The organism is Shewanella gelidimarina (genome assembly GCF_023283945.1).
Taxonomy (GTDB): domain Bacteria; phylum Pseudomonadota; class Gammaproteobacteria; order Enterobacterales; family Shewanellaceae; genus Shewanella; species Shewanella gelidimarina.
This window is the reverse complement of the sequence record NZ_JAKIKW010000011.1, coordinates 41,268-53,873: the sequence shown is the minus strand read 5'-3', so window position 1 is coordinate 53,873 and position 12,606 is coordinate 41,268. Positions and strand designations below refer to the sequence as shown.

14 protein-coding genes are annotated in these 12,606 nt (G+C 42.4%); 10 read left to right on the top strand and 4 right to left on the bottom strand.

Annotated features, from left to right (window positions below):
* Both L2729_RS11135 and L2729_RS11130 read left to right on the top strand, forming a co-directional pair.
* Positions 1-1,029 carry an ABC transporter ATP-binding protein gene (locus L2729_RS11135; protein ID WP_248988335.1) on the top strand — a complete coding sequence of 343 codons (1,029 nt, stop codon included), beginning with the start codon at positions 1-3 and terminating at the stop codon, positions 1,027-1,029.
* Positions 1,030-1,357: 328 nt separating this feature from the next.
* The gene (locus L2729_RS11130) at positions 1,358-2,290 is read left to right on the top strand and encodes a Dyp-type peroxidase (protein WP_248988334.1); all 933 of its coding nucleotides are present in this window, start codon (positions 1,358-1,360) and stop codon (positions 2,288-2,290) included.
* Positions 2,291-2,362: 72 nt separating this feature from the next.
* Here L2729_RS11130 and L2729_RS11125 read toward each other — a convergent pair whose 3' ends face one another.
* The gene (locus L2729_RS11125) at positions 2,363-2,833 is read right to left on the bottom strand and encodes a cupin domain-containing protein (protein ID WP_248988333.1); all 471 of its coding nucleotides are present in this window, start codon (positions 2,831-2,833) and stop codon (positions 2,363-2,365) included.
* A 161-nt stretch (positions 2,834-2,994) separates the two neighbouring features.
* Entirely contained in the window at positions 2,995-3,465 is a 471-nt protein-coding gene (gene argR, locus L2729_RS11120) for a transcriptional regulator ArgR (RefSeq protein ID WP_101091329.1), read from the bottom strand.
* Positions 3,466-3,816: 351 nt separating this feature from the next.
* Here argR and mdh point away from each other — a divergent pair, with 351 nt between their 5' ends.
* Positions 3,817-4,752, top strand: coding sequence for a malate dehydrogenase (gene mdh, locus L2729_RS11115; RefSeq protein WP_248988332.1), 936 nt, complete (start codon positions 3,817-3,819; stop codon positions 4,750-4,752).
* Positions 4,753-4,827: 75 nt separating this feature from the next.
* Here mdh and ispB read toward each other — a convergent pair whose 3' ends face one another.
* On the bottom strand, positions 4,828-5,799 hold the full coding sequence (gene ispB / locus L2729_RS11110) for an octaprenyl diphosphate synthase (protein ID WP_101091331.1): 972 nt from the start codon (positions 5,797-5,799) through the stop codon (positions 4,828-4,830).
* A 280-nt stretch (positions 5,800-6,079) separates the two neighbouring features.
* On the opposite strand from ispB, the gene rplU reads away from it, so the two are divergent.
* The 7 genes from rplU (at position 6,080) to L2729_RS11075 (ending at position 10,224) form a co-directional block, all read left to right on the top strand.
* Entirely contained in the window at positions 6,080-6,391 is a 312-nt protein-coding gene (rplU, locus tag L2729_RS11105; RefSeq protein WP_020914101.1) for a 50S ribosomal protein L21, read from the top strand.
* A gap of 15 nt (positions 6,392-6,406) precedes the next feature.
* Complete coding sequence (gene rpmA / locus L2729_RS11100) at positions 6,407-6,661, top strand: 50S ribosomal protein L27 (protein ID WP_101091332.1); 255 nt, start codon at positions 6,407-6,409, stop codon at positions 6,659-6,661.
* A 138-nt stretch (positions 6,662-6,799) separates the two neighbouring features.
* Entirely contained in the window at positions 6,800-7,966 is a 1,167-nt protein-coding gene (gene cgtA / locus L2729_RS11095; RefSeq protein ID WP_248988331.1) for an Obg family GTPase CgtA, read from the top strand.
* Positions 7,967-7,992: 26 nt separating this feature from the next.
* Positions 7,993-8,754: a threonine/serine exporter family protein gene (locus L2729_RS11090; RefSeq protein WP_101091334.1), complete on the top strand. Its 762-nt coding sequence runs from the start codon at positions 7,993-7,995 to the stop codon at positions 8,752-8,754.
* Positions 8,751-9,221, top strand: coding sequence for a threonine/serine exporter family protein (locus L2729_RS11085; RefSeq protein ID WP_101091335.1), 471 nt, complete (start codon positions 8,751-8,753; stop codon positions 9,219-9,221). Before L2729_RS11090 ends, L2729_RS11085 begins: the two co-directional genes overlap by 4 nt.
* 21 nt (positions 9,222-9,242) lie before the next feature.
* Positions 9,243-9,725 (top strand): dihydrofolate reductase, encoded by a 483-nt coding sequence (locus tag L2729_RS11080; RefSeq protein ID WP_248988330.1) that lies wholly within the window; start codon positions 9,243-9,245, stop codon positions 9,723-9,725.
* A 103-nt stretch (positions 9,726-9,828) separates the two neighbouring features.
* Entirely contained in the window at positions 9,829-10,224 is a 396-nt protein-coding gene (locus L2729_RS11075; protein WP_248988329.1) for a DUF3718 domain-containing protein, read from the top strand.
* 279 nt (positions 10,225-10,503) lie between these two features.
* On the opposite strand, the gene L2729_RS11070 is transcribed toward L2729_RS11075, so the two are convergent.
* Positions 10,504-12,525: a methyl-accepting chemotaxis protein gene (locus tag L2729_RS11070; protein ID WP_248988328.1), complete on the bottom strand. Its 2,022-nt coding sequence runs from the start codon at positions 12,523-12,525 to the stop codon at positions 10,504-10,506.
* Positions 12,526-12,606: the final 81 nt, after the last annotated feature.

Below are 12,606 nucleotides of genomic sequence, written 5' to 3'. Positions count from 1 at the left end.
ATGGCAACCTTACAAGTCAGCAATGTCCATAGCCAATACCAAAAACAAGTGGTGTTGAAAGGTCTCGATTTAACCGTTGAGAAAGGCGAAATTATTGCCTTATTGGGGCCGAGTGGCTGCGGTAAAACGACACTGCTACGGGCTATCGCGGGTCTGCAACATATTACCGAAGGCGAGATCGCAATCAATGGTAATACCGTGGTATCCGACAAAGAATTTGTCGCCAGTGAGAAGCGTGGGATTGGGATGATCTTTCAAGATTACGCCTTATTTCCTCATCTGACCGTGGCCGAGAATATACTTTTTGGCGTAAAAATAGCGAATAAAGCACAGAGAGTGACACGGCTAGATAAAATGTTGTCACTGGTGAAGTTGGACGGGCTAGGGGAGCGATACCCACACGAGCTATCGGGTGGTCAGCAGCAAAGAGTATCAATCGCTCGAGCGTTAGCCTATGAACCTGAAGTTCTTTTACTTGATGAGCCTTTTTCAAATATAGATGCCAAGGTTCGTCGAGAGATGATGCTTGAGATCCGCCATATCCTAAAGCGACATAATATAAGTGCCGTTTTTGTGACTCATAGTAAAGATGAGGCGTTTGTTTTTGCTGATAAGCTGGCTTTGTTTAACCACGGTAAAATTGTTCAATGTGGTGATGCTGAGAAGCTGTATCTATGCCCACAAGATAAGTATGTGGCTGACTTTTTAGGGGCTAGCAATTACTTACCTGCGAAAGTGATTGCGGATAAAACCGTGTCTACACTTATTGGTGATATTGAAAGTGACCGTCCGCTGACGATGGCGTTAAATGATGAGGCTGAGCTTTTGTTAAGGCCACAGCATTTAGTCATATCTAAAAACGACAAGGGCCTAGGTGAAGTCATTGAGCGTCGTTTTCTTGGACATGTCTGCCAGTATTTGGTCCAAATTGATGACATCACGCTGGATGTCCATAGTGAATGCTTAGATATCAATATTGGTGAAAAGGTGGCAATTACAGTAACACGGCACCATTTAATTTTACTCTAACTGAGGTAGCATTAACCTAATATCAGCGCGTTTGAACTGACATAAGAAAACACTGAGAGTTTAATTCATCGTTTAATGTGTTGTTTTTATCGCCGTTTAGTGACAATTTTAGTAAGCTTGAGTTTAGAACGTTTAATATAAAATTAATTAACGGCTTACTCGTGCTCATGCTACAAGACAAAACCAATGTGACACAGGTATAGCGCTTTGCAAGTAGGCTAAATATAAGTCTTTATTCTGGTTAATGTGCGTCAGGTAGAATTATTAGATGCTAAAGTTGTAGATAATATTGCCGATGATTAATGCAAAATAAGGGTTACATATAAAAATGGATAGTCAGGTTATGCCTCGTGAACAACTAGGAGTTTGTGCAGAAGGGAATTTGCACAGTGTCTATTTAATGTTTAATGCGAATGATGGTATCGAATCGCAAATGCGCCCATGTGTCGCAAATGTGGCCCAATATATTCACGATCTTGCAGATCAATTTGCGGATAGTGCATTCAACGGGTTTGTTGCCGTTGGGGCAAACTATTGGGATGCGCTATACCCTGTAGGCAGACCACGTCAATTAAAGCCATTTCCTGCGATGAATCAAGAGAATAGAGATGCGCCGGCGATCGAATATGATCTATTTGTGCAGCTGCGTGGTGATCGCTTCGATATTCTCCATTTGGTGGCCAATGAAGTGTGTCAGATGTTTGATGGACTCGTAGAGTTGATAGATGAAGAGCGCGGCTTCCGTTTTATGGACAGTCGAGATCTAACAGGCTTTGTTGACGGCACTGAAAACCCCAAGGGTCGTAGCCGTCAAAGTGTCGCACTGGTTGGAGATGAAGATAGCGAGTTTAAAAATGGCAGTTATATTCATGTACAAAAATTTGCTCATAACTTGAGTAAGTGGAATCGACTGCCAGATAAGAAACAAGAAGATATCATTGGCCGTACCAAAGCTGAAAATATTGAATACGCTTCTGCAGAGAAGCCATTAACAAGCCATATTAAGCGAGTTAATCTTAAAGATGATGACGGTAATTCAATGGAAATATTACGTCAAAGCATGCCTTATGGTTCGGTTAAAGAACAAGGTTTAATGTTTATTTCTATGTGTGGAAACTCGGTGAATTTTGAGCAAATGCTCGAAAGCATGATCTATGGTGATGCTGAAGGTAACCATGATCATCTGATGCATTTTACTCAAGCACTAACAGGGTCATCTTTTTTTGCGCCATCAATAGATTTTTTAGAACGATCGGCATAAGCCCAGTTAATCTGCAAAAAAACGCACAATAAGTGCGTTTTTTTATGTCTGCTGTTAGCGGCTTACTACCTGTTATTTTTCTTGTTGTTCTTTATCATTAGTAAAGTAGCTAGTAGGGCTGCGGTCATAAACCTCATTCATACTCCGGACGAGTACTTTATTGGTTTCGGGATAAACAACGACATCATGGGTATCACGGTTACCGACCACTAAAAAAATGAAATCCGCATCGCTATTATTAACTATTTTATGGGCGACACCAGAGTTGGCCGTAAAGCAGATATATTTTCCTTCACTAAAAACATGAGGTTCCTCATCAATATAGAGAGTGGCTTCCCCTTGCATCGCGTAAATGTGTTCCTCTTCTTTAGTGTGATAATGAGCAAGTGCTGATGCCATGCCGGGTGCTACCTTTTCCATGGTTACGCCAACTTTTTCAGCCCCTGCAGTATCACCAATGTGCTTTTGATCACTGCCGTAATTATTTTCATGTGACCAAGACTCCCAGCCAACATCAGAAACATTAATCAGTTTGTTTTTCATCTTTATTATCCTCAACTTAGGAATGCTGCCCTACTGGCAGTATAACCATATTGATATAATAAAAAATAACAGATTCAATATATTGTATAAAATTTATATTGGCATATTGCTTAGAGGGAGATAGGGCGGCGTTTCCGCCCTTATTTTGCTCGCCGAAAAAGTTAATCCATGTAATTGAACAATGATTTAACCGTCTCTACTGTATCCACAATCATGTCGATATTTGACGGACTGATAAAGATAGTATCATCACCTGCTATCGTGCCTAAAATACCTTCTGGCTTGCCTATCGAATCAAGCAATCGGGCGATTAACTGTGCCGCACCGGGACTGGTTCGAACCACGATCATTGACTGGTTATGATCCACATCGAGTACGAGGTTTTTAAGTGGGCTGCCAGCGGTTGGCACACCTAGCTCTGCGGGTAAGCAGTAAACCATTTGCTGTTTAGCATTTCGGGTTCGAACTGCGCCAAATTTACTCAGCATACGCGAGACTTTTGATTGGTTGATATTGCTAAAGCCTTCAGCTTGAAGCGCTATCACTATTTCACTTTGGGAGCCAAAACGCTCCTCTTTTAAGATCAACTTAAAGGTTCTAACGAGATCGTCCTGATTTTTGCTTGTTTGCATATATTATTATTCTTTATTCAAAAAAATCCGCTCTATGATGATTATATTCGCCTTTCATGTCAAATTTTATTCGTTTTTTTGAATAACAATTCACAATGAGTTGTTTTGTTGAACGGTCCTAAATTCATTAGAGTATAAATTCTATTTATTTTTAAACTGATCTTTTACACGCGACTTTAGAGCAAAGCTAGACAGGCTGGGCGTTTAAAGCGATGGTAAGCGACATTGTGAATCTAGAATAGAATGAACACGACTAAGGGATAATTGAATTTTAGTTGTGAATCCAGTACTGTTGCGCCATTAGAAAAGCGGATCTAAATCACAAAAATCCGAGAATTGACGGAGATAACTATGAAAGTTGCTGTACTTGGAGCTGCTGGCGGTATTGGCCAGGCGCTTGCCCTACTATTAAAAACTCAACTACCTGCGGGTTCAAAATTGTCGCTTTATGATATTGCACCTGTAACACCAGGTGTTGCCGTTGATTTAAGCCACATCCCAACAGCGGTTGAAGTAAAAGGATTTGCGGGTGAAGATCCTTCTGCTGCATTAGACGGTGCTGATGTCGTCCTTATTTCTGCGGGTGTTGCACGTAAGCCTGGTATGGATCGCTCAGATCTATTCAACATCAACGCTGGGATCGTAAGAAACCTTGTTGAGAAGTGTGCTGCGACTTGCCCTACCGCGCTTATCGCGATTATCACTAACCCTGTGAATACGACAGTTGCTATTGCTGCTGAAGTGCTTAAGAAAGCGGGTGTGTATGATAAGAACCGTTTATTCGGTGTGACGACGCTTGATGTTATTCGTTCTGAAACCTTTGTTGCTGCAGCAAAAGGCTTAAACGTTGCAGACGTTAAAGTGAACGTTATCGGTGGCCACAGTGGTGTGACTATTCTGCCACTTCTTTCACAGGTTAAAGGCGTTAGCTTTACTGATGAAGAAGTTGCAGCGTTAACAACGCGTATCCAAAATGCAGGTACTGAAGTTGTTGAAGCTAAAGCGGGTGGCGGTAGTGCGACACTTTCTATGGGACAAGCAGCTTGTCGTTTCGGTCTTTCTCTCGTTCGTGGCTTGCAAGGCGAAGCAAACGTTGTTGAATGTGCCTACGTAGATGGCGGCAGCGAACATGCTGAGTTTTTCGCTCAACCTATTGTTCTTGGTAAGAATGGTGTTGAAGAAGTATTAGCATATGGCGACGTTAGCGCATTTGAAGCGAACGCACGTGATGCAATGCTAGATACGCTAAAAGCGGATATTAAGCTTGGTATCGAATTTGTTAAGTAAGCTTACCTTTTGAAAATGTAAGCCCTTAACTAAAAAACGGAGCCAATTGGCTCCGTTTTTAATAGCTCAAAAAAACTAGTGACTACGCTGTACGGCTATCTTAGCCAGTGAAATTAGCGCTGTTTTGTATTCTGACTCTGGCAATATGGCTAATGCGGCGATAGCCTTGTTAGACTCTTCTATGGCTCTCTGTTCAGTATATTCAAGCGCCCCACAACGCTTTAAGGCGCTTATAATCACTTCAATGTGCTCTGTACCGTCACCTTTCTCAATCGCTTCTCTAATGAGCGCTTTCTCAGTGTCGTTACCTTTGGCTATGGCAAAGATCAACGGTAAAGTTGGCTTTCCTTCAGCGAGATCATCCCCTATGTTCTTACCCAGCTCTTCTGTTTCTGCAGTGTAATCCAGTAGGTCATCAGTTAATTGGAAGGCGGTACCCAAAAACTTACCATACTCAGCAAGTGCTGTTTGTATCTCTTCAGAGCTTTCGGCGAGTAAACCCGCTAAGCGTGTCGCAGCTTCAAACAATTTTGCTGTCTTACAATAGATGACACGCATGTAGCTTTCTTCAGTGGTGTCTGGGTCGTTACAATTCATTAATTGCAAGACTTCACCTTCGGCGAGTACGTTAGTGGCGTCAGCGAGTATTTCAAGTACGTCTAAGCTTTTAAGCTCAGTCATCATTTGGAATGAACGGGTATAAAGGAAGTCACCCACCAAAACACTGGCACTATTACCAAACAATGCATTCGCAGTTTCTCTACCGCGACGGAGCATAGATTCATCAACGACGTCATCATGCAGTAGCGAAGCGGTATGAATGAACTCGATTATTGCAGCCAACTTTAGGTGAGAGTCACCTTTATAGTCGATTGCCCGAGCCGCTAAGATTGACAATAAAGGTCTTAAGCGCTTGCCGCCACCGTTAATAATATAAAAACCTAATTGATTAATTAGGGCTACATCTGACTCTAATTGTTTATAGATCAGTTGATTGACAGCTTGCATATCGCTATCAGCCAATTGACGAATGGCGTTTAAATCCATAAATAGACTCTGATTTGTTGGCTGCTATGACAATCAGCAGCTCATTTAAGACATAAATGTTATAATAGTTGGATTCTACCTAAATTTGCGCAGCAAGACAGTAGTTGTCGCTAATTCTGGGAGATATTTGGGTCTTTTTTTATTCTTACTGAATTAGCTCTTGTCAGATGTTAGTTCTTAGCGTAAACTCCGCGACCATTGTCATTAAAGCTTTTATAGCACCCAGCATCAATCTATTATAGTTTGAGCGGCGTGTTTAGAATATCGGAGTAAAATAGCTATGTACGCTGTTTTTCAAAGTGGCGGCAAACAACATCGCGTTGAAGCCGGTCATACAGTTCGTTTAGAAAAATTAGAAGTCGCTACAGGCGAAACTATCGAGTTCGACCAAGTTCTTTTGGTTGCAGATGGTGAGACTGTACACGTAGGTGCACCTTTAGTTGAAGGTGGTAAGGTTGTTGCTGAAGTTGTTAGCCACGGCCGTGCGGAGAAGGTAACTATTGTTAAGTTCCGTCGTCGTAAGCACCACGATAAGAAGATGGGCCATCGTCAATGGTTCACCGAAGTTAAAATTACAGCTATTAGCGCTTAATTAGGAGTCTAACTCATGGCACATAAAAAAGCTGGCGGTTCTACTCGTAACGGCCGCGATTCAGAAAGTAAACGTCTTGGTGTAAAGCGCTTTGGCGGCGAATCAGTTCTAGCTGGTAACATCATCGTTCGTCAACGTGGTACTAAATTCCACGCTGGTGTTAATGTTGGTATCGGTCGTGACCACACTTTATTCGCACTTACCTCTGGTAAAGTGAAGTTTGAAGTTAAAGGTCCACAGAGCCGCAAGTTTATCAGCATTGAAGATTAATCTTTAGCTTCTGCTAAGATTAATACAAAGCCCCGCCATTGGTGGGGCTTTGTTTTTTTTAATATTAAGTAAATTGTTTTTTGGCGACTAGAATCGTTAAGAGTATAATTCTTTCATTCTGTGGTGCCAGGAGTTGGTATGAAGTTTGTCGATGAAGCGACTATCCGTGTTGAAGCGGGTAATGGTGGTAGTGGTTGCGTCAGTTTTAGACGTGAAAAATATGTTCCTGATGGTGGACCTGATGGTGGTGATGGTGGCGATGGCGGCAGTGTTTATCTGCAGGCTGACGAAAACCTTAACACATTAATTACCTTTCAGTTTGAACGCTTCCATAATGCCGAACGCGGTAAGAACGGTCGTGGTCGAGACTGTACTGGTCATGGCGGTGATGAGCTAGTGCTTAAAGTACCTGTCGGTACACGAGCAATAGATGCTGAGACAGAAGAGACTCTTGGTGATTTAACCATACACGGCCAGAAAATGCTTGTGGCCAAAGGTGGTTTCCATGGTATGGGTAATACGCGCTTTAAAAGCAGTACTAACCGTGCACCTAGGCAAAAAACATTAGGTACTGATGGCGAAGTACGTAGCTTGAGACTTGAGCTGTTGTTGCTTGCTGATGTTGGCCTACTGGGTATGCCAAATGCGGGTAAATCGACTTTTATTCGTGCAGTATCAAAAGCAAGACCAAAAGTAGCAGATTATCCCTTTACAACGTTGGTGCCCAATCTTGGTGTTGTTAACCCAAGACCTGGCCAAAGTTTTGTGATTGCGGATATTCCTGGTTTAATCGAAGGTGCTGCAGATGGTGCTGGTCTTGGTGTTCAATTCTTGAAGCACTTAGAACGTTGCCGAGTACTGTTGCACATTTTGGATGTTGAGCCTATCGATGGTAGCAATCCTGTAGAGTCAGCACGTGCTATTGTTGCTGAACTAGAGAAGCATTCACCTAAGCTTGCTGGCAAGCCACGCTGGTTAGTCATTAACAAATCCGATTTGATGCTCAAAGAAGAGCTGCAAGTTAAAATCGATAAGATTGTTAGTGAACTTGAGTGGGAAGGCGAAGTATTTACTGTTTCTGCTTACAACCGCGAAGGTACGGCTGAATTGGCACTTAAGTTGCTCGACTTTATTGCGTTGCTACCTCCTGAAGAGAAAGTTGACGTCGAAGCCGAAGTTGAGTTTAAGTGGGATAATTACCATCAAAATGCTAACGAATCAGTTAACGAAGATTATGTCGCTGACGATGATGACGACGATTTTGATGAAGACGATTATGATGTTGAGGTTATCTATCAAAGATAGATAGTTTCAATTGAGGATGTTGAGAATTGTACGCCGACACACAAAATGATATTACACGTCAAGTTGTTAGGGTTGCTCAACTTCTTCTAGCTTATGGCGCTGACTCTGAACTTGTTGAAGAGATTAGTCAGCGCTTAGGCTATGCTTTAGGCCTAGCCAGTGTCGAAATATCTATCTCCTCCAACTGCCTCGTTTTAACTAGCCTTGTTCATGGGCGCTGCATAACCACAACCAGACGAACGCGTGAGCATGGTATTAATATGACCATTGTATGCGAGCTTCAACGTATCTGTCTGTTGACCGAAAAAGGCATATACGGCCTGCATGAAGTGCGTAAACGTGTCAGTCGCATCGAACCTAAGACTTATCCAGCAAAATATGTAGTACCTATGATTGGCTTATCTTGCGCTAGTTTTTGTCACCTATTCGGGGGGGACATTACGGCTTGCCTGATTACGTTTTTAGCCTCAGCTATCGGTATGTTTGTTCGACTTTCTATCGCTAAACGTCATTTCAATTTACTCCTCAATTTCAGTGTTACAGCATTCGTTACGACTATCATTGCGCAAACGGGTTACCAATTTGATTTAACTGACACGCCCAAGTTACCCATGGCCGCGAGTGTATTGATGCTTGTGCCAGGCTTTCCGATGATAAATGCTATATCAGATATGGTAAAGGGACACCTAAACGTGGGTATTTCGCGTTGGGGCCACGCAACATTACTGACGGTATCGTCAGTAATAGGGATCACTATGGCAATGCAAATAGGCGGGCTGTTTTTATGATGTCGCTTATTCTAAGCATGTTAAACGATGCCGTGTTTTCAGCGATTCCTGCCGTTGGATTTGCGATGCTGTTTAATGTACCGCGTCGTTTCCTGCCTTTTTGTGCGATAGCAGGAGCACTAGGGCATGGCAGCCGCACGATGTGGTTAAGTCTAGGACTGCCTATTGAATGGGCAACATTCTTTGCAGCTGCGCTTGTAGGGATTGTTACAATAGGTTTTGCTAAGCGTCATCTCGCGCCACCTTTGATGTACGCTGTTGCAGCGATCATTCCGATGATCCCTGGCTCCTACGCATTTAATACCGTGATAGCATTAGTCCAATTGACGGCACAATCCCATGTCAGCCCGGAACTGATATCAGAAGTCATCAGTAATGGGCTTAAAACTGTATTCATTCTCGGCGCACTATCTGTCGGCCTTGCTATGCCAAGCTTACTTTATTTTCGCTCGCGTCCAGTCATCTAACAAAATGTAAAAGGAAGTATTTTGAAAATTGCTATGATTGCCGCTATGGCGAATAACCGCGTTATTGGTAAAGACAACAAGATGCCATGGCACCTCCCAGAAGATCTACGCCATTTTAAGGCCGTAACCTTAGGTAAGCCTATTGTGATGGGGCGAAAGACCTATGAGTCAATTGGTCGGCCGCTGCCAGGTAGGCATAATATAGTGATCAGTCGCCAAGCAGATTTGGCCATAGACGGTGTCACTACGGTGACCTGTTTTGAGGATGCTAAGCTCGCTGCAGGCGACTGTGAAGAGCTGGTTGTTATCGGAGGCGGTCAACTTTACACAAGCCTTTTGTGTCTATCGGATGTTTTATATTTAACTGAAATTTCACTGGATGTCGAAGGCGATACCTATTTCCCGCATTGGGATGATGGATCTTGGTTGGAAATGTCGAGAGATGTAGCTATAAGTGGCAAACAATTGGAATATAGCTTTATCAAAATGGTTAAAAAGTGTTAAATTAGGCGGGTTGTTTAGTACCCTGTTGTAATAATAAAGAAAGCATATCGATAAGTGCTTTCTTAATATAATAAATAAAAACTAAAATAATAAGGAGTGTCTGATGCGCTTGTTATCTATGAGCATCGCTACACTGATTGTGGCATCTTCAATATCGATTTCAACTCCAGCCTTAGCAAACCAAGATCAATTAGCTGCCAATATTTGTAACTATGTTGTCAGTGATGATAAAAACCGTTTGCGTAAGAAGCTAAAAGAAAGCCGCGTTAAATTGCGTAATATATATGATGGTGTTTCATGTAATGGTGATAGCTTGCTGAGAGTGGCTATGAAGAATGGCTCTAATGCAGTAGGTACCTTTGTCACAAAGAGACTGCCTGTATCTAACCTAGGTAAAGCTGAAAGTGACGGCCTTACTATCGCTGCATGGGCTGAAAGTAATGGCCATTCAGCCAGTGAAATTACGACAGCGATTAAAGAACGTTTAGCTGGCGGTTAATTCTACTTTTCGACGTATATAAATATAAGAAACCGGGACTTTCCCGGTTTTTTTATATTTGTCACTTAGCACCAATAATAACGGTTTAATGTAATTGGTATAAACATATTAATGCAGTCGGGCTTATGTTGATTGAAGTGCTCTCCGTCTTGAAGGTATTTATTTGGTGTAACATTCATTGTGGCGGATATTTAATCGCTACCAATATTGAAACCAAATAATTTAACGATAAAAAAGGAGGACTGCAAAACAGTCCTCCTTTTTAAATTGTAAAAGTTATTAAACTTTAAATTCTTTCACTGAGGCTTGTAGCTCTTCTGCTAGTTGTGCAACTTGATGGCTAGACTGCGCCGTTTGATCTGCACCCGTTGAAGTTTCTTCTGAAATCGCCGCGATGTGTTCTAGCTTTTCTGAGACTTGTTGACTGACCAGATTTTGTTCTTGCGCCGCATGGGCAATATGGGTGCCAGAGTCGTGAGCTTTGTGAACAGCATTACTGATACTTTCAAGGGCGTTGTTTGCTTGTTCTGTTTTATCAACACAGGATTTTGCTTGTGAACGACCAAGCTCCATAACCGCGACAGCCTCTTGAGTACCTTGTTGTAGTACTTCAATCATCTGCTGGATCTCTTGGGTTGAATCTTGAGTTCTAGAGGCAAGACTACGCACTTCATCTGCTACCACTGCGAAGCCTCTGCCTTGCTCTCCTGCACGTGCAGCTTCAATTGCAGCATTTAGTGCTAGCAAGTTAGTTTGTTCTGCAATGGCTCTAATCACATCCAATATAGAGCCTATTGAAGCGCTATCGGCATGAACCTTATTAATCACCACTCCAGCCTTTGATACTTCATCAGCTAATGCCAATATGGTGCGCTTGTTTTCATCAGCGATGAGGCGCATATGCTGGCTTTCATCGTCAGCCGCTTTTATCTGGCTTAAAGCTTCATCTGCACTCGCTGTCACTTGCAGCGCACTAGAGCTTAGCTGAGTGGTTGCAGTAGCGACTTGATCCACTTGGCTCTTCTGCTCTTGAATGCCTACTGTTGTTTGGGCAGTAATGGCTGAGGTTTCTTCTGCCGCGGCTGCAAGTTGGTCAGAGCGGTCAAGTATACCTTGGATGAGAGCACGTAAACTGTCGACAAGTTTGTTGCAGTTGGCTGACAATTTAGCAAACTCATCATGCCCTGAATCATCGAGCTTATGAGTTAGATCGCCTGATGCGAGCACATTGAGCGCGTGATTAATTTTGTCTAATGAACGGCTAAGCGGACGAACGACAGCAATACTGACCACAATGGCCACTAGAATGGCAATGATCACTAAGATCAGTGTTTGTATGCTGGCACTATCGATATCTTTTATTGCACTCTCGCTGACGTCTTTGGAGAATGACTCGATGAGAGAGGTAAGGCTTGTCATCTGCTTGTTGACGTTACTCGCTTCCTTATCAACGGCACTGAGTAAAAGAGACGCTTTGCTAATGAGCTCAATCTCTTTGGCTTTTAAGTCAATTAAAGAGTTGTTACCTTTGACGAGTATAAATACTTTTGCCGCTTCAACATTAATCTCATCAATGAGATCTGCTTCGACAACACCTTCCCAGTGGGATGTCACATATTTCAGTCTACTTTTGGTGTCACTGACGATGTAATCGAGCTCTTTAGAAATGGTATTAAATTTTGATTTGTCAGTGGTGCCAATCAAATCAAAGCTAGTACTGACGATACCGCTTAAGCTTGAATCTAATGCACTTGCTGTGGCGGCTATCTCTTGTTGGATGATGTCTTCGCTCAACTCCATATCGATAAGGTCGAGTAAAAGAGACGCGCTATCATCGACAGCCATTTCAACTGCATCGTATTTGTTTGTAATTTGGGATTGAGTTATGAGTGCATTTTCATGAGTAGCAATCATGTTTTCGCTTTCATTTTTAAACTGACTATAGCTACTTTTTAGTTTTCTAATGACTTGGCTAAAATCACTTTTATCACTCACTAAAGTGGTTAATGTGCTTAGCTCTTGTGAGAAGGTTCTACTTGCTGATGCAAACTGAGATTTAATTGCCGGTACCGCTTTGCTATCTGGGCTGTGGTACGCAACTAAAATTTGCTTCTCTTGCTGAGATAAGGTTTGGGAAAGAAGGTTACTCGATTCTAAAGCTGGCAGGCTGAGCTCTTGCAATAATGTCGTACTGGTTTTTAGCTTATTATTGGTAAACCATGATGCGGTACCTAATACGATAAGCAGGAAGGTCACAACTGTAAACCCTCCAATCACTCTAGTGGCAACATTTAATTTCATAGAAGCTCCGTTTATTATTATTTTATTCTGCTAGGTGACAACAATCACATTGGAAGGCGCGCTATTATGTTATATCGACCG

Coding starts and splice junctions, on each gene's coding strand:
- mdh (WP_248988332.1), top strand. CDS start 3,817: ATGAAAGTTGCTGTACTTGGAGCTGCTGGCGGTATTGGCCAGGCGCTT.
- L2729_RS11070 (WP_248988328.1), bottom strand. CDS start 12,525: ATGAAATTAAATGTTGCCACTAGAGTGATTGGAGGGTTTACAGTTGTG.
- L2729_RS11085 (WP_101091335.1), top strand. CDS start 8,751: ATGATGTCGCTTATTCTAAGCATGTTAAACGATGCCGTGTTTTCAGCG.
- L2729_RS11130 (WP_248988334.1), top strand. CDS start 1,358: ATGGATAGTCAGGTTATGCCTCGTGAACAACTAGGAGTTTGTGCAGAA.
- cgtA (WP_248988331.1), top strand. CDS start 6,800: ATGAAGTTTGTCGATGAAGCGACTATCCGTGTTGAAGCGGGTAATGGT.
- ispB (WP_101091331.1), bottom strand. CDS start 5,799: ATGGATTTAAACGCCATTCGTCAATTGGCTGATAGCGATATGCAAGCT.
- L2729_RS11125 (WP_248988333.1), bottom strand. CDS start 2,833: ATGAAAAACAAACTGATTAATGTTTCTGATGTTGGCTGGGAGTCTTGG.
- rplU (WP_020914101.1), top strand. CDS start 6,080: ATGTACGCTGTTTTTCAAAGTGGCGGCAAACAACATCGCGTTGAAGCC.
- argR (WP_101091329.1), bottom strand. CDS start 3,465: ATGCAAACAAGCAAAAATCAGGACGATCTCGTTAGAACCTTTAAGTTG.
- L2729_RS11135 (WP_248988335.1), top strand. CDS start 1: ATGGCAACCTTACAAGTCAGCAATGTCCATAGCCAATACCAAAAACAA.
- L2729_RS11075 (WP_248988329.1), top strand. CDS start 9,829: ATGCGCTTGTTATCTATGAGCATCGCTACACTGATTGTGGCATCTTCA.
- rpmA (WP_101091332.1), top strand. CDS start 6,407: ATGGCACATAAAAAAGCTGGCGGTTCTACTCGTAACGGCCGCGATTCA.